This is a genomic window from Synergistaceae bacterium, assembly GCA_031272035.1.
Classification (GTDB): domain Bacteria; phylum Synergistota; class Synergistia; order Synergistales; family Aminobacteriaceae; genus JAISSA01.
The window spans coordinates 21,452-38,968 of the sequence record JAISUO010000086.1 but is presented as its reverse complement, the minus strand read 5'-3'; the positions used below and the strand labels follow the sequence as shown (position 1 = coordinate 38,968).

The 17,517-nt window shown below is 55.1% G+C and carries 10 protein-coding genes; 8 read left to right on the top strand and 2 right to left on the bottom strand.

The window, feature by feature from the left end; all coding sequences use genetic code 11:
* The 3 genes from LBR61_10185 to LBR61_10175 all read left to right on the top strand — a co-directional run.
* Positions 1-744: ABC transporter substrate-binding protein (locus LBR61_10185; GenBank protein MDR1732444.1), on the top strand; the 744-nt coding region annotated here is incomplete at its 5' end.
* Between the two features lie 261 nt (positions 745-1,005).
* Positions 1,006-1,896 carry a 4-diphosphocytidyl-2C-methyl-D-erythritol kinase gene (locus LBR61_10180; protein MDR1732443.1) on the top strand — a complete coding sequence of 297 codons (891 nt, stop codon included), beginning with the start codon at positions 1,006-1,008 and terminating at the stop codon, positions 1,894-1,896.
* 60 nt (positions 1,897-1,956) lie between these two features.
* Positions 1,957-4,041, top strand: a complete 2,085-nt coding sequence (locus tag LBR61_10175; GenBank protein MDR1732442.1) for a transglycosylase SLT domain-containing protein — start codon at positions 1,957-1,959, stop codon at positions 4,039-4,041.
* A gap of 97 nt (positions 4,042-4,138) precedes the next feature.
* On the opposite strand, the gene LBR61_10170 is transcribed toward LBR61_10175, so the two are convergent.
* Positions 4,139-5,788: a SulP family inorganic anion transporter gene (locus LBR61_10170; protein MDR1732441.1), complete on the bottom strand. Its 1,650-nt coding sequence runs from the start codon at positions 5,786-5,788 to the stop codon at positions 4,139-4,141.
* Between the two features lie 280 nt (positions 5,789-6,068).
* Between LBR61_10170 and tilS the strand changes: the two genes are divergently transcribed.
* From tilS to ftsH, 3 genes are all read left to right on the top strand, one after another.
* Complete coding sequence (gene tilS, locus LBR61_10165; protein ID MDR1732440.1) at positions 6,069-7,193, top strand: tRNA lysidine(34) synthetase TilS; 1,125 nt, start codon at positions 6,069-6,071, stop codon at positions 7,191-7,193.
* Between the two features lies 1 nt (position 7,194).
* Entirely contained in the window at positions 7,195-7,731 is a 537-nt protein-coding gene (hpt, locus tag LBR61_10160) for a hypoxanthine phosphoribosyltransferase (protein MDR1732439.1), read from the top strand.
* A gap of 260 nt (positions 7,732-7,991) precedes the next feature.
* On the top strand, positions 7,992-10,019 hold the full coding sequence (gene ftsH, locus LBR61_10155) for an ATP-dependent zinc metalloprotease FtsH (GenBank protein MDR1732438.1): 2,028 nt from the start codon (positions 7,992-7,994) through the stop codon (positions 10,017-10,019).
* Positions 10,020-10,132: 113 nt separating this feature from the next.
* Here the strand turns inward: ftsH and LBR61_10150 are convergent, their stop codons facing one another.
* Complete coding sequence (locus LBR61_10150; GenBank protein ID MDR1732437.1) at positions 10,133-11,392, bottom strand: M48 family metallopeptidase; 1,260 nt, start codon at positions 11,390-11,392, stop codon at positions 10,133-10,135.
* 275 nt (positions 11,393-11,667) lie between these two features.
* Here LBR61_10150 and LBR61_10145 point away from each other — a divergent pair, with 275 nt between their 5' ends.
* A complete protein-coding gene (locus LBR61_10145) occupies positions 11,668-16,437 on the top strand; it encodes a response regulator (GenBank protein MDR1732436.1) in 4,770 nt (1,589 codons plus the stop codon).
* A 119-nt stretch (positions 16,438-16,556) separates the two neighbouring features.
* Complete coding sequence (locus LBR61_10140; GenBank protein MDR1732435.1) at positions 16,557-17,504, top strand: substrate-binding domain-containing protein; 948 nt, start codon at positions 16,557-16,559, stop codon at positions 17,502-17,504.
* Positions 17,505-17,517 lie beyond the last annotated feature (13 nt).

Below are 17,517 nucleotides of genomic sequence, written 5' to 3'. Positions count from 1 at the left end.
CTTACGCTTTATCGCGTACCCCAAAACTCCGTGACCTACATGGGGATCAACTGCCAAAAGAAACCCTTCGATGACCTCCGTGTCCGGAAGGCGCTTCTCGCCGCCCTTGATACCGTAAGCATTCAAAAAGTCGTCTGGCGCGGAGTGGGGATGGTTCCCAACTCTATTATCCCTCCAGGAGTGCGTTATTCCATCAATGGAGAAGTCGAGCCCCACAAACAGGATGTCGAACTTGCGAAAAAACTTTTAGACGAAGCCGGAGTGAAAGACCTGAAACTCGAAATTTGGGTGAATGAACGTAAGGAACGCATCGATATGGCGCAGATCATTCAGGCTCAGTTCGCCGACATCGGAATCAGCGCCGAAATCAGGGTTTTGGAATGGGGCGCATTCCTTAATGGCCTGAGAGCAGGAACTCATGACCTGTTTATTTTGGGGAAGGTTTCAGTCGTTCCAGACCCCGATTACTCCACTTCAAATATACTGGAGTCGGTGGGGAGCACTAACTATTCGCTTTTCCATGATTCGGAAATGGACGCGTTTCTCGTTAAAGGCCGAAGCCTTCCCGAGGGACCGGAGCGTGGAGAAAATTACAGGAAAATGCAGCTTTATGTAAATGAAAAGATTCCTTTGATTTATCTGCAAAACGATGAATCGATCGCCGGAGCGCAGAGTTACGTCAAAGGTTTCGTCCCGAGTCCGACGGAAGTGCATACTTTCCACACCATCTATTTCGAAGAATGACGCCGAAAAAGCGAAAAAGGTGCGGGAGCCGGATATAACGTCGGAGGCTGTCGCCATGCGCGGAAGGACGGGCAGCGCGTTCTGAATCACTCCCAATATCGGTACGGATGCATGTCGCATTCATGCCCCTCAGCAGGACCGGGGGGCAATTTTATAACTGCCATTATCTGGTATCATTTTCAAAAGAAGAGCTGTCGCCTTCGATGGCGTTGTTTGCGTTCATGAGTTGTTTATGTTCATGAAAGGAAAAATGAACTGTTAATGGAAAATTATCAGAAGGGAATTTCCCTGTTGTACAAGCCTGTGCGCTTCCTGCAGCCCTGTGGAGCAAAAATCAACCTTTCTCTGCGGGTGACGTCTCTGCGTCCCGATGGATATCACAATATTCTGTCGCTGTTTTTGCGGCTTCCTTCCGCGGAAATGCTTTCGATTTCTCCGGCTTCAGAGGGCGATTCGGACAAAATTTCCGTCCGGGGAATGGAGATTGAGGGAGAAAATATTGTGACACGGGCTCTGCGGCTCGCTCGCGAGGCCGGGGTTGACGTCCCGTTTCTGGAGGTGGAAATATCGAAAACCCTGCCTCCGGGGTCGGGACTGGGAGCAGGCAGCGGCAACGGCGCTGCGATGTTGCGCTGGCTGTGCGGAATTGTCGACGATGATCGCCTGTGGAGGGAAATCGCCCTGAAAACAGGGGCTGATGTCCCGTTTTTATTTTCCGGCGTCTCTCTGGCGCGGGTTTCGGGAGCGGGGGAGGAGCTGAAACCCCTCGACCCTGTCGCTTTACATGTATGGGTGGTATTCCCGGACTGGAGCGTGGGCACGGAAAACGCTTATGCCCGTCTGGACCACTGGTACAAAAACCGTTATCCCCTGGACGAGGCTGCGGCTCAGGAGGAATCCCGCATGCTGCTCCGGAGACTGAGACATCGCGAACCGATCGGTTTTTTGCCGAATGACTTCGCTCCAGAGCTCCTGGAAAAATTTCCGGAGTATAAAGAAATTTTTTCTGTACTTGAAAAATCCGGCAGTTGCGCCTGGGGGATTACCGGCAGCGGAGGAGCCGCCTTTGCGCTCTTCTACGATGCTCCATCTCCTTTGCGTTCCCCGTGGCCTCGCCGGGTACAGCGGGTATTCTCCGTCGAGATAAGGTAAAATGAAGTCTCTGTGCTCCAGTGTGCAGAATCATCATCGTTGCCGGGGAGAAGATTTACAATGAAAGAAAACAGGAAGAAAAGCGTGTTGCGTCGATATGCGCAGTTGATGGTCGAAGTCCTGTTCCTGCTGCTGGCGCTTTTGTACGGCGGTCCTGCCCGGGCCGGAGAAATTTCCCTGTCCGAACTTTTTCGGAAACGATCCTGGGCGGCGATGGACGAGGTGTATCGTTCCGGGAAAAAGCTTACGCCGAAAGATCATTCCCTTATGGCCAACGCTCTGCGGATACAAAATCGATGGAATGAAGCCGTAGAAATTCTGGAGCGTCAGGGGGCTTCGTTTCCTGCTGAAGTGAGTCCCTATGCCAATATGACGCTGCTTTTGGGATATGAAAACCAGAAAAGAATTCCGGAAGCTCTGAAGGTGGCCGACCGCCTGGAGAAAAACGCTCCGGCGGAACTGCGTTACTATGCGGCCTGGGCTCAGGTTCGTCTTTTGGGAAACGAACGGCCCGAAGACACGAAGAAGGCGCTGAACAGGATGTTGACGGCGGCGGACAGCAACGAACGCAAAATTTTCACCCTGACTCGAATGATCGAGCTTCCTGGCGATCAGAGAGCCAACGCGCTGAAACTTTTGGAGCTTCAGCCCACAAATAAAGCCGGCCGGGATTTGCTGGCGGCGCGCCCCAAACCCTGGTCCGCGGCGGAAAATCTGGCTCTGGGGCACTATGCGTACCTGAAAAATGATTATAAGACAGCTTTTAACCTTTTGAGCGAAGTTCCGCAAAAGTCGCCCGGCTGGAGAAAAGCCACCTATTATCGGGCCTTTGCCCTTTATCAGATGAAGCGGTACGCGGAGGCCCTGAACCTCTGGGGAAACCTGGCTCTGCGGGGCAACGGCTGGGCGGAATCCTCCGTTCGCCGCATCGCGACGCTTGCCGGCAGGGCCGAAAAGGCGAATGCCATCGCGACGCTTCGTAAAATTATCAAAGAACGAAAGGGCAAGGTTCAGGCACGGGCGATGTTCGCTCTCGCGGGCCTGGTCGAGGCGGAAGAGGCGAAAAAACTCGAAAACGATCTTGTGAGCGTCTGGCCGGACTCTCCGAACGCTCTGAAAATTCTCTGGAAAAGAGGCTGGGAGTCCTGGAGCGCGAAAAACCACAAAGAAGCCCTCTGGTACTGGAAACAGCTCGCGTCGCCCGGACTGAACGCTTCCTGGAGACCTCGCGTACTCTACTGGACGGCCGCGCTCCAAAAGGCCGCGGGACGGCATAATGAGGCGGAAAAAACGCTGAACACGCTGATTCAGGATCATCCGCTTTCTTCTTATGCCTTTTGGGCCCGTCCCGGCGCGATAACCCTGCTGCCGGGAGATCCTCCGGCTCTGGCTTCCAAACCCGGTATTCTGGAGGAATGGGGTTTTATCTACTACGCGAAGCTGAAAATGCAGCGCCCCGGCGCCAGCGCGAAAGAACTTTACCGCTCGATCGCGCTGTCCGAGTGGCTGGGAGAGACGGATGGCTCCTACACGCAGGCCCGTCTCCTGTCGCGCTGGTTTGGAACGGGGACGAAGCTGTATCGCAGAGGACTGGAGTGTCTCTATCCCCGTCCCTTTAAAAAGCAGGTGGATGAAGCCTGCGAAACGTACGGCGTCGAGGACAATTTTGTCTGGTCGATCATGCGCCAGGAAAGCGCCTTCCGCCCTGAAGCGGTGAGCTGGGCCGGAGCTTCGGGGCTGATGCAGCTGATGCCGGGAACGGCAAAGGACGAGGCGAAACATATCGGGCTCAAACAGTACAACATCACCGATGTGAAGGACAATATCACCATGGGAACGTCGCATCTTGCGCGCCTTCGCAGGTCTTTCGACCGGGAGGACTGGATCATGGCGGCCTATAACGCCGGCTCCGGCAACGCCAGGAAATGGCTGGCCGACGGAGGGCAGAATCTGAAGCCCGATCAATGGATCGAGCGGGTGCGTTTTGATGAGACCTGCGATTACGTTCAAAAAGTTTCCGGCAATCTTGCGGTTTACCGGATGCTTTATGGAGAGCGGAAAACCGGCGTCGCCAAAGTGAAAATATCCCCCGCGGAGGACGAAACGCTCCCTTCCGAAAACCTGGAGGGAGAAAGCTCCGACTGATGCCCGTTTGCAAGCAAATGACGCTGATTTCGCCGGTTCGTCGCTTATGAAGCTGAAACCGGCGATATTCAAATATCAGCTTCTTTTATCAGTTTTTTCAGTCAGAAGAAAGCTCCGTTTTTTTACCAACCGAACCCAGTGCGGCGGGGACGCTGTCGAAAAACGCGTCTCTGCCCACGATTTCCACGATGCCCGCCTGGTCCAGAAATTCTTTCACTCCTGGATGAAGCGACGCAAACAAAATGGTTTCTCCCCGGTCTTTGCGCGCTTTGCAGAAATTTCGCAACTGATGTGCACCGGAGGCATCGATATAGGGAACGCCTCCCATGGAGAAAACCAGTATATCGGCCTTTATCTGATGGACAGCGGTCTCGAAACGCTCCATGGCGGCGAAAAACATGGGGCCGGTCACGGAAACGATCCGGGCGTGTTCCTTATCTCCGCTCCCTGCCGGGAAAAGACGGGAATCCGCTTCGTGAACGGTGATTACAAGATTGGCGACGTTAAAAACAAAGACGGCGATGGCAAAGAAAACCCCCGCCGCGATGGCGACGGTCAGGTCAAAAAAGACGGTTGCGCTCAGTGTGATGAGAAATTTCAGTTCGGCCATGCGGAACTTTCGAGCAAAAATATATCGAATGGTATGCCATTCATTCATGCGCCACGCGGTGACCATCAGCACTCCGGCGAGGGCCGCCAGAGGTATCTTTGACATGAAAGGCGCCAGCAGGAACATCGAAAGCAGAAGAATGGCTCCCTGCACAGCTCCGGTCATTCGGGTTCTGCCGCCGGAGCGGATGGCGACGCTGGAGCGGGCGATGGCCGCCGTAGCGGGAACGCCGCCCAGAAAGGGGAGCAGCATATTGCCGATGCCCTGAGCGACCAGTTCTCTGTCCACGTCGAGTTTTTCTCCCTTCATCCTGCCTCCCGCCACGCCGCAGAGCAGGCTTTCGACCATCCCCAGAGCGGCGATGCTCGTTCCCGCCAGGAGCATGGGCTCGGAAAACGCCAGATGAAACGTCTCGAAGGAGAGATGCGCGTCATGAATGAGTTTTACCGGAATTTGCCCCACCGTGGCCAGAGGCAGATCCAGAGCGGAGGAAAGCTCTGCGGCAAGAACGATGCTCACCAGCGAGCCCGGAATCACTGAGGCCCATCTGGCGGGCCAGAGGAGAATGAGTCCGATGACCGCGAGTCCCGTTGCGACGGCGTAAGGATTGGGGTTGAATCCCCGGGCAAAGATGTTCCATACCCGAATGAGGGTCCCCGACCCCTGGGATGAAACCCCCAGGAAAGATTCGAGCTGTCCCAGGGCGATGATGATGGCGATTCCCGACGTAAAGCCGGTGATGACAGAGACCGGAATGAGATTCACCAGTCTGCCCGCCTTACAGAGGCCCGCCGCCGTCAGCAAAATTCCCGATATAAATCCCGCGGCCAGAACACCGGAAATTCCGAATTTTATGGACAGGGGAATGAGGATTGCAGTCATAGCTCCTGTGGGACCGGAGATCTGAAAGGACGCTCCGGAAAGCGTTCCGATGACGAAAGCCGAAACAATGGCTGATATAAGTCCCGCCGCCGCGTCCGCGCCGCTTCCCACTCCGAAAGCCAGCGCCAGGGGCAGAGCCACCGCCGCCACTGTAGCGCCGGCAAGGGCGTCCTGCCGGAAGTTCGCCGCACTGTACCCCGCGAATTCTCTTTTGATGTCCCGAACGTAGTTTTTGATCAGATACCCTGCAGTCATTGTTCTTCGCTCCCCGTGTTTTACGCTGTCTGTTCATTATAGGGCATTTTTCATTCTAAAATAATAATATATCCTCTAAAATATATATTCTGAAGCAAAAATACGTTCGAAAATAATGCCTGGACAGCGTCTGAGGTCGATAAAACCTGAGAACCTGACCTGAAAAACTCCTGAAACATGTTATAATACATAAACTCGGCGGGGTTGTCCTGGTGTGGCAGCCCCGTTATTTTGACTGCCGCTCTGTTGAGACATTTGACGGAAAAATCGGGTGAAAATCGTGAAGACTGCTGAAGCAAGGGCCTTTTATCGTCAGGCGGTGGAGCGACTCCCGAAAGAGGAGTACGAAAGAGAACGCAGCCGCGCGATTCCGTGGGAAGTCTCTCTGAGCGCGCTGAGTTCCTTTTTTTTCGAAACCGGAAAACGTCTGGGCTGGATGGAGGAAGGAACGGCGGAAGCGAAACGGGCCCCCATCATCCTCGGCGTTTCGGGAGGAAGCGATTCCATGGCGATGCTCTGGCTGTTCCGGACGTTCTGCCCGCGGCCGCTGATTGTGGGACACCTCGAGCACGGAATGAGAGGAGAGATTTCTCTCGAAGATGCCCGTTACGTGGAGCGGATGGCCGCACAGTGGGGGATTGAAAGCCGTGTGCTCCACGTCGACGTTCCCGGATCTCTGCGAAAGGGAGAATCTCTGGAGTCGGGTGGCCGTCGCATTCGCCGGGACTTCCTCGGCGCTCTGGCCAGAGAGCGCCGAGCCTTCGGCGTCGCTTTGGCGCACAACAGGGAAGATGTCGCGGAAACGGTGCTGTTCAATCTGCTGCGGGGAACGGGAGCCCGCGGGGCGGTTGGAATTCCCGAACGAAGCGGGATTTTTTTTCGGCCTCTCCTGACCCGTTCTCGGGAATTTCTGCGCTCCATCCTGCGCTTTCGCAATATCGAATGGCGTGAAGACAGCACGAATCGGGATAACCGTTTTACGCGCAATTTCATCCGCAATGAACTCATGCCGCTGATTGCCGCTCGTGTGAATGAGAGAGCCGTTGATCATCTGGTGGCCTTTGGGGAAGAAATGCGTTATTATCGCGAAGAGGAAGAACGCCGCGCAACTTTCCTTTTGAAAACGACGAGGACGCCCGCCGGCCAGAACGCCCTCTGGACGATGGACCGGGCGGAGGCCGCGTCGCTTTCCCTTCATGAAAGAGTTTTTTTGATTCGAGAAACGGGACGATATTTGGGACTTCACGCCCTTTCTCGAAAACGCGGCATGGAACTGGCGCGTCTGTTGCAGGGACGAAAAAGCTTCGAGTTTCAGTGGGGAGACGGCGTGTCCGTATGGGGCGATGGAGAAAGCGTGAACTGGCGTCGTCCTGACGACACGAAAGGGGAAAAGGGGAGTGGCTGACATGAAACCGAATTACAAAACAGGTGAAATATTGATTTCAGAGGGAGAAATACAGGACCGCGTCGACGCGCTGGCGAAGAAAATCGCGTCTGAAACCCCCGGCGGAGAACTTCTGGTGGTGGGGATTTTAAACGGAGCCGTGATTTTTCTGTCGGATCTGGTGCGCTGCATGCCGCCGGAGCTCGATGTCAAAATAGATTTCATGTCGATTTCCTCTTATGGAGATGCGGTAAAGAGCAGCGGCGTTGTGCAGATTCTGAAGGACATCGGCTCCAATATCAATGGAAGAAACGTTCTGATCGTGGAGGACATCATTGATACGGGGCTCACGCTGTCCTATCTTCTGAACACCCTGCGAACTCGCAAACCGGCCAGTCTGCGGGCCTGTGTTCTCTTGGACAAAAGCGAAAAACGTGAAATTTCTGTACCCATTGACTATTGTGGTTTTACCATACCCGATACCTTCGTGGTGGGATACGGTCTGGACTGCGCGGGTCGGTGGCGCAACCTGCCGGACATTCGCACTCTGGAGATATGAGGTCTGGAAATATGATGGAAAAAATTGCCGGTTTTAAAGCAAAAATATTGCGTTTGCCCGTTTTATACATATTTGAGACGATGTTGGATTTGAGGATTTGTTTCGAGGTTTTCCTGTTAAAATAGCGAGGTTGGATTGGATGATACTGTGAAGAAAAAACGGGAAATAAAAAGAAACAAATTTTAAAAAAACGAAACCTTTTGTTCGCGGCTTGAACGCGACGGGGCGAAGTGCAGGATACGTGGAAGGGTGGCGATGTTTTGGGGCGAGTGGTGAAGAATCTGGGTTTATACCTGATTCTGATTGTGTTGGTGGTCAGTCTGGTGAACATGTTTTTGACACCGGCTCAGACCCCACAGCCATACAATGAAATCAGTTACAGCTCTTTTATTACGGAGTTGAACGCGGGTCGGGTCAAATTTTTACAGATCAGAAACAACACCTTGCCGGGAGAATCCAGTTCGGCGACGCTGCGGGGAGAGCTGAAAGACGGAAGCAAGTTCCTGACCTACAGTGTCAATGTGGAAACGCTGGCCTCCGAAGCCGCGGCGAAGGGGGCCATTGTCAACGTGGAAGCGCCTCAGAAAACCTCCTGGTGGGTGACGATTCTTTCGTCTCTCCTGCCAACGCTTCTGCTGATAGGCGTTTGGATTTTCTTTCTTTACAACATGCAGGGCGGCGGCGGCAAGGTGATGTCCTTCGCCAAAAGCAAGGCCAAGCTGTTTTTGGACAATCGCCCCAAGGTGACGTTCAACGACGTGGCGGGGTGCGAAGAATCCAAGGAAGAGTTTCAGGAGGTCATCCACTTCCTCAAGGATCCGGCAAAGTTTACGAAACTGGGGGCGAAGGTGCCGCGAGGCGTTTTGCTTTTGGGCCCTCCCGGAACGGGAAAAACGCTGCTTGCCCGCGCCGCGGCGGGAGAAGCGGACGTTCCCTTTTTCAGCGTCAGCGGGTCGGACTTCGTGGAGATGTTCGTGGGCGTTGGAGCGGCGCGGGTGCGTGATCTGTTCGATCAGGCAAAACGCTATCAGCCCTCCATTGTCTTCATCGATGAAATGGACGCCGTTGGCCGCCACAGAGGCGCGGGGCTCGGCGGCGGGCACGACGAACGGGAACAGACTCTGAATCAGCTTTTGGTGGAACTGGACGGATTCGAGGAGGCCAGCAGCACGATTTTGATCGCAGCCACCAACCGCCCCGATATTCTGGACCCCGCGCTGCTGCGTCCGGGCCGCTTCGATCGTCATATCGTCGTGGACCGTCCCGACATCAATGGACGCGAAGCTATCCTCAAGGTACACTGCAAGGACAAAAAACTCGCCGACGACGTGGATCTCAGCGTGCTGGCCCGCAGAACGCCCGGTTTCGTCGGGGCGGATCTGGCCAACCTGGTCAACGAGGCGGCGCTGCTTTCCGCCCGGCACGACAGGGAAAAAATCGGGATGGAGGAGTTTGAAGAGGGCATCGAAAGAGTCATGGCGGGTCCGGAGCGCAGAAGCCGTCTGATCAGCGAGAAGGAAAAAAAGATCATTGCTTTCCATGAGGTCGGTCACGCGCTTGTCGCGAAAAAACTGCCGGACAGCGACCCCGTTCATAAAATTTCAATCGTTCCGCGGGGTCACGCGGCTCTGGGTTACACGCTGCAGCTTCCGGAAGAGGATCGCTTCCTGGTGTCGAGAACGGAAATGCTGAACAGAATCAGCATTCTTCTCAGCGGCCGCGCCGCGGAAGAACTGATCTTCGAAGACGTGACCAGCGGAGCGGCCAACGACCTCGACCGCGCGACGAAAACGGCCCGTCAGATGGTGACGGAGCTGGGGATGAGCGATCGACTGGGGCTCGTGAAGCTGGGACGCAAGCACGAGGAAATTTTCCTGGGCAGGGACATCTCCGAGGACCGTGACTACAGCGAAGAAGTGGCCTATGCCATCGACCAGGAAGTGAAATCGATCATCGATTCCTGCTACGCGAAGGCAAAAACGATTTTGACGGAAAACCGCGTTCTTCTGGAGCGTATTGCCGGAATTCTTCTGGAGCGCGAAACTTTGGACGGCAAGGAGTTCGACATCCTGATCGACAACGGGGATTTGCCGGAGAAAAACGGGAAAAAAGGTCCGGAAAAAACGTCGGAGGACTCTTCCGCCCCCGGCTCCGACGAGGGCGTGCAGCAGGAGGCAAAGGACGACGGGACGAAAATCGCCGGAGAAACGGAGCAGCTCGAAGAAAAAATACCCGAACTGCCCGATGAGAAGACGGATAAACTTCCACAGCGGGAGTTTCTGGCATAATTTCCGCCTTTGGGCAGTTCAGGTCAGCAAAAAACGCGAACGCCGGGAGAGCTTTTCTCTCGGCTTTTTTTATTGATTCCGTATCGTTCCATCGGGAATGGGGACAACTCTTGTCAATGGGAATTTGCCCGGGAGTCCTTCTGTTTTTCGATGTTATGAATCCTTTGCAGCAGCGTCGGATGAGAGTCACACACGAAGACGACGACAGGGTGAGGGGTCAGGTTTTCCAGCGATTTGGAGCAGATTTTTTTGAGAGCCGAAATCAGAGCTTCCCCCAGCCCGTATTGAACGGTGAAATTGTCGGCCTCATATTCGTGTTTTCGGGAGCGACAGTTCGACAACAGGCTCAAAACGTCCTTGAGCGGGATGATCAGCAGAGAAAAACCGACGGAGCTCAGGTGGAACGACGGCATGGCGCTTCCCCCAAGGGCGGAGACGAGCGGTTGATTGTTCATGAAAAGAGAGAATAACCACAACATGAATCCGGACTCCGCAAGCGAAATCGGTATTTCGCGAAGAACGTGTTTCATCCTGTTGTGGCCGATTTCATGCGCGAGAACGGCCACGATTTCCTCCACAGTCAGGTCGTCGATCAGCGTGTCGTAGAGAACGATGCGCTTTTTCTTTCCGAAGCCGGTGAAGTAAGCGTTGGATTTCGTGCTTCGCCTCGAACCGTCGATGATATAAATATTTTGAATCGGGAAGGAAGCCTTTTCGGCGAAAGCCTCGATAGCGGATCTCAGTTCGCCTTCTTCCAGCGGCGTTTGCCTGTTGAAAATCGGAACGATCCATTCGGAGTAGAAAAACGCGAGGATGAGCGAAAATGCGGAAAGGACGATCCACGCCAGCAGCCAAAACCAGTTTTGCGCGTAATGGTACACCGACAAAATGACAGACAGCAGCGGAACTCCCAAAATCAGCGCGAGAGCGAATGATTTCAGCCTGTCCAGCACGAAAGTGCCGGGCGTGGTCCTGTTGAAGCCGTATTTTTTCTCGATGACGAACGTGTCGTAACAGTCGAAGGGAATATCCGCCATCCAGGATAACGTCATCAGCACGAGGCCGAAAGAAAGCGGAAGCAGGATGAAGTGATTCGTGTACCTTCGAAGAAAGGCGTCCAGCCATCCGGCCGCGCCGCACAATAAAGCCGCTGTGATTACAACAAAATACAGGCCTGAAGTTATCAGCCCCAAACGGTCGTTTTCCTTATTATAATTCTGTTGTCTCGCGTATTCCTCTCTGTCGTAAATGCCCTCCAGTTCCGCGGGCATGACGGGAGACCACATGGTCCTGTCCAGGTACGACAGCCACTGGTCGGAAACGAAATCGTAGACGTAAAAGGTGATAATGAGATAAAAATAGATATTGTGCATGTTCTCCAGTCCAGTTATCCAGATTTGAGCCCGTTGAGCCGCCGGCAAAAGCGCGTTGCCGCATCTCTGCCGCAAACGGCGAAAAAGAAAACAACCGCTCTTTTCCTCTCCAGTATACTCCGTCTTTTCGTCGTCTTTTTGATATAATTAGGCAAATCATTTTATTGCTTTCAGTTGCATAGAGATTACTGCGAAAGCGCTGACAAATTGCGCCAGAGTCGGAGTGTAGGGGTTTTCTGCCTTTCCTTTAGAGATGGAGATGAACGGAGGATACGGTGAACCGGAGATTTGTGAGAGCGGCGGGATTGTTTGTCGGGTTTGCGGTTTTGTTTCTCGGCTTCGGGAGCTTCGCGGAGGCCGATCAGTTTTTTTTGTCCGAATATATCCAGACCTCCTACAGAGAGGAAAGTCCCATACCCGTTCCCGGAGCGGGCAAAATTCTCCAGACCCGGGACGGGTATATCTGGGTCGCCAGCCAGGTGGGACTGGCGCGTTTCGACGGGCAGCGCTCGAAGATGTTCGGCAGGACCGACGGCTCTTTGCCGACGAACAACATCGACGCGATCTTCGAGGACTCGAAGGGCGTTTTGTGGATAGGCACAAGCGGCGGACTCTCAGCCTATAAAGACGGGAAATTCACGCATTTCAGAGGTCTTCTTTCCGTCCGCTCCATAACGGAGGGGCGGAGCGGCGAAATCTTCGCGGCGACTGCGACGGGAGTAGCGCGGGTATCCAGGGAGGGCAGAATATCACCGGTCATGGGGCCTGAAAACGAACCGATTCTTGCCTCCCGCGTGGCGACCTCCCTCGCCGGCGATGTGTGGTGCGTGCTTCTCAGCGGCTCGGCGCTGGTTCTGAGCGGAGAAAACTCACGTCGCCTTGAAGAAGAGGACTTTGAAGGACTCCGGTTCGAGAGCGTTTACTGCTCGCGTGACGGAGGGGTCTATCTCGGCTCGTCGGAAAATAAAATCGTCGCCTTCGCTTCGGGATCCCCTGATGAGTGGACCCTGCTGAATGCGCGGGCCCTCAGCATGATCGACGGGATTAACGAGGACCACGACGGCAAATTGTGGGTATGCGCCAGAAACGGCATCGGCTATTTCGACAGGGAGAAGCCGCGGGGGTTCCATCACGTGGACGGAACGATCGTGAGCGGCTCTTTCGGGGACATGATTCAGGACCGCGAAGGGAACTACTGGTTTGCCTCCCCCGGCGGCGGAGTGCTCCAGTTCACGAAGGCGAAGTTCAGGGACCTGTTCTTCGCGTACAAAATACGGGATATGGCCGTGAACGCCGTCACGAAGTACAGAGGAAATCTTTATATGGGAACCGACGACGGATTGATCGTTGTGGACGAGTACGGCGGTTCGATAGCGAATTCGCTCACGGCTCTTTTCAGCGGCGTGCGCATAAGCGGCCTGCTGACCGACGCCGAGGGCAATCTGTGGATATGCGCGTATCAAAAACTCGGCCTCACCCGATGCGACGCGAATGGAAAAGTCGTTTCCCTCACGGAAAATGACGGGCTGCCGGGGGACACCCTGCGAAGCGCCTGCCTATCGGCGGACGGGGGGGTGATCCTCGCTATGAACGACGGAATTGCCGTCGTGCGCGGCGACAGGGTGATAAAAACGTACACGCGGAGGGACGGAATTGACGTTCCGGTGATCCTGAGCGTTGCGGAGACTCGCGATGGAACGATTCTGGCGGGGAGCGACGGGGGCGGAATCTACAGGATACAGGGGGGTTTCGTGACGAAGATCTCCGAGGCGGAAGGGCTTTCCTCCAACGTCGTCTTCTGCGTTGTTTTGGACGAAAAGAACGACTGCGTCTGGGTTGGCACTGAAAAAGGAATCAGCCGGATAGCCGAGGGCGGAAAAGGCGCGGCGAAAAGCTCAAGCGAACTTGAGCCGTATGGCGACGGCGTGTACGACATTCGGTTCGAGAATGGCAATTTATGGAGCCTGGCCCCCAACGGCGTCTACGTGTGCAAAATGGCGGAAATATTCTCGACCTCGGGAAAACACGTTCCGGCGGAGTTCCTCGGGTTCGACCAGGGGTTGAGATCGCTGCCCGTGAAGGGCGCCCGCAGTTTTCTGGACGAGGACGGCGCGCTTTACATCCCCTGCGGGCGGGGCGTCAGCGTAATCAACACCGGACAGCCCCGGAAAAACGCGGTCAAACCTCTGGCGGCTGTAAACAGTCTCTCCATCGACGGGGAAACTTTCGACAGACCCGACGACGACGTCTTTATCCCGAAGAGCGCCAGTCGCGTAACCGTGGATTTTGCCCTTCTCTCCTACGGCGCCCGGTCGAAAAATTCCATGTCGGTTTTTCTGGAGGGGTTCGACGAACATCCGACGGTTTACGACCTTTCGGCGACGACGACGGTGAGTTATACCAACCTGAAGGGAGGCGACTATACCCTTCACCTCTCGGGGATCAACGGGGAAGGCGTCGAGAGCGACGAACTCGCGCTTACGATGAACAAGGAACTGCGGTTTTATGAAAGGCCCATCCTGTGGCTGGGGTTGTTTTTCCTGATTGCCGCCGGCGCCTGGCGCGTTGTGAAATGGCGCGTCCAACACGCGACGAAGCGGAAGGATCGTCTTCTCATTGCGGTGAACGGCATATCGGCGCTCCTGATTTCCAGCCGGAACCCCGACAGGAGTTTTCTCGTCTGGAAGGCTCTGGAGGTTCTGGCCCGCAGCGTGAACGCCAGCTCGGCGGCGCTCTGGCGCAACGAGACGCTGGGTCAGGCGTCGCGGGCGACTCAGATTGCCGTATGGAACGAGGGGGACGAAAAACCGTCGAAGACGGGACTGCGGGTGAACGTTTCTTATTCAGACCTGCTGCCCGAGTGGAGTCTGGCGTCGAACCGGAAGATCGTCAGAAGACGCATGGATGCCCTGCGGGACACCGGCTTTTTCGTGGCGCTGCCCGTCACTTATCAGGGCCTGTTCTGGGGCTTTGTTCGGTTCAGCAGCGACAGCGCGGTCTATGGCCTTTCAAGGGAGCAGGAGCACATTTTGTTCTCCGGAGGACTCCTGCTGGTGTCTTCGATAACCAGGGACGGCATGATAACGCGCCTCATCGAAGCCGAAAAAATGGCGCGGGCGGGAGAGCGGGCCAAGACGGAATTTCTGGCCCGAATGAGCCACGAGATCCGTACGCCGCTTAACGCCATCATAGGGCTTTCGGAAGTTGAGCTGTTGAACGACCTTTCCTGGCGCGTGAAAGAAACCCTCAAAAAGATCCATCACTCCGGCCGGCTGCTTTTGAGCCTCGTCAACGATCTTCTCGACCTGTCCAAAATCGAATCGGGCAACTTTGAGATCAAACCCGCCGACTACGACTCGGCGGCGCTCATAGGCGAAACCGTCCAGTTGAACATCGTGCGCACAGGCTCGAAGGACATCGCCTTCAAACTTCTGATGGACGAGACGCTTCCCAGGATTTTGAGGGGCGACAGGCTGAGGATCGAGCAGATACTGAACAACCTTCTGTCGAACGCCTTCAAGTACACAAACGCGGGGACGGTGACGCTCCGTGTCGCCTGGAGCGCCGTCGGGAACGACGCCAGTTTGCGTTTTTCCGTGGCGGATACGGGCATCGGCATCAAAGAGAAAGACATGGCGCGGCTCTTCTCGGATTACAGCCGCCTTGAAAACAGCGTGGACAGCCACGTCGAGGGCACCGGACTGGGGCTTTCGATAGCGAAACGTCTCCTTGATCTTATGGGGGGAGAGATTTCCGTGGAAAGCGAGTTCGGCGCGGGCAGCGTGTTCAGCTTCAGTCTGCCTCAGACCGTCGTCGACTGGACGCCTGTGGGGGCCGCGGTCGCCGACGACCTGGAAAATTTCCGTTTTACGAAAGCCGGCAAAATAGACGGCGTTTCCGGCGAAGAGTCGAAGAAGCGGATAGAGAGGGCCTTCATGCCCTATGGAAAAATTCTGATCGTAGACGACGTGCAGACGAACCTGGACGTTCTGGTGGGGCTCCTGCGGCCATATGGAATCGAGGTCGAATGCGTCACGAGCGGACGTGAGGCGATAGAAAAAGTCCGCGCGGCGGGGGACGCGGAAGAAGGAAATGGGGAGCGCCGCAGGTTCGACCTGATTTTTATGGATCACATGATGCCCGTAATGGACGGAGTAGAGGCCACGCGGATTATCCGGACGGAGATCGGGACGGAATACGCTCGAACCGTTCCCATCGTGGCGCTCACCGCGAATGCCGTCGTTGGAGTGGAGGAGATGTTTGCCGCCAATGGTTTTAACGGATTTATTTCCAAGCCCATCGATCTGACGCTTCTGAACGAGACGCTCAACAGGTGGATTCGTGACCGTCAGAGCGAAGAAACGCTGAGACAGGCCGAGGAAGCGGCGAATTTGGCAGGCGGGATGAATCGCATAAATCCGGCGGAACACGGCGAGCTCCTGAACCGCCTTGAGGAAGCGGGGCTGGATACGACGTCCGGCGTGCTGCGTTACGGCGACGAGGAATCCTATATTCGCGTGCTTCGCTCTTATGTGCAGCACACTCCGGCGCTGCTGGAGCAGCTGCGGCGTTTTTCGAAAGAGGATTTGGAGGGCTACGCCATAATCGTTCACGGATTTAAGGGAAGCAGTTACGGGGTATGCGCGACAGAAGCGGCTCATATGGCGGAAAAGCTCGAATACGCCGCGAAAGCCGGAGATTACGTCGAAGTTGCGGCAAACAACGGGAGAATGATAAAATTCGTTGAAAAATTCACAGGACGGTTGAAGGAGCTTCTCGACGTTCCGTCCGAAAATACCGCCCGAAAGCAATCCGCGCCTTTTCCCGATAAAACGCTGCTGGGGGAGGCTCTGAACGCCGCGCGGCGGTTCAACACCAGCAGGCTGGAGAGGATAATTTCGGATCTGGAACAGTATGACTACGAAACCGGCGGAGAACTGGTGACGTGGCTGCGTGAACAGAACGAGAAGCTCGACTACGACGCGATCGTCGAAAAGCTGGCGAAACTGAACGTCGTTTCCGAATGGACCCGAGCGGGCTCTTAAAAAATTCATCAGGACAAAACCGCGTTAAGGATGTGTAGTCATGAAAATTACAGGACAGGACAGGACAGGACAGGACAGGACAGGACAGGACAGGACAGGACAGGACAGGGAGTCACAGTATGAGAAAATTTTTGTCTCTCCGGGGAGCGTTTTTAATTTTAATTTTGAGCGTGATTCTGACCGCCTGCGATCCCGGGTACGCCGCGCCATATAAAATCGGCGTGCTTGGGCGTTACGTCACTCACGGGTGGGTCGCCGGAATCACGTACCATGCCGAGCAGCGCTGCAGGGAGCTTGAAAAAGAGGGCAGAATCGAATATAAAATTTACGCCAGCGGCAGCGGCGATCAGATGAGCAGGCAGTTCGAGGCGCTTTTGGCCTGGGGGGCTCAGGCGGTCGTCGTCTGCGAGGAGTATCGGGAAATGGACGAGCCCGTCCGGGAAGCGCTGAAAAAAGGCGTGGTCATGATCATTTTCGACGTTGAATACAACATCGACGGCGTCCGCACCGTGACCGGCGACAACGAAGACATGGGCGTGCAAAGCGCAAAATACATCCTGGAGAAGGTCGGTCCGGAGGCGACGGTGGTAATGCTCGAGGTTCCTTCATCCGGCATCATCTCCGAGCTGCGCAAAAAGGGCTTTGTGGAAACGGTGGCTCAACTGGCTCCCAATCTCAAAATTATCACCTTTCAGACCGAGTTCACGCGGGGCGACGGGCTGAAGGACTTCTCCGACATTCTTGCGAAAGTTCCGAAAATCGACGCCGTTTTTTCGATAGACGACGAAACCTCCATCGGTGTGCTTGCGGCTATTCGCGAGGCGAAGCGCGGCGACGTGAAAGTCGTTACGGGCGGCGGCGGCTGTCAGGAATATTTCAGGATGATGGAAAACGAGGACATCTGGATTCAGAGCACTCTTTACAGCCCTGTGATGGTGATCGATGCCGTGGATATGGCCGTCGATATCCTTGACGGCAAACAGGTGGAACCGCTGAAGAGGATCCCCACCAAAGTCGTCGACCGCGAAAATTACAGAGAATTTCTGGATCCGGCCTCCCCCTATTAGATTTATTCAAGGA

Excerpts from the sequence above, each read along its gene's own strand:
- LBR61_10170 (MDR1732441.1), bottom strand. The coding sequence starts at position 5,788 with ATGACTGCAGGGTATCTGATCAAAAACTACGTTCGGGACATCAAAAGA.
- LBR61_10140 (MDR1732435.1), top strand. The coding sequence starts at position 16,557 with ATGAGAAAATTTTTGTCTCTCCGGGGAGCGTTTTTAATTTTAATTTTG.
- LBR61_10180 (MDR1732443.1), top strand. The coding sequence starts at position 1,006 with ATGGAAAATTATCAGAAGGGAATTTCCCTGTTGTACAAGCCTGTGCGC.
- LBR61_10175 (MDR1732442.1), top strand. The coding sequence starts at position 1,957 with ATGAAAGAAAACAGGAAGAAAAGCGTGTTGCGTCGATATGCGCAGTTG.
- hpt (MDR1732439.1), top strand. The coding sequence starts at position 7,195 with ATGAAACCGAATTACAAAACAGGTGAAATATTGATTTCAGAGGGAGAA.
- LBR61_10150 (MDR1732437.1), bottom strand. The coding sequence starts at position 11,392 with ATGCACAATATCTATTTTTATCTCATTATCACCTTTTACGTCTACGAT.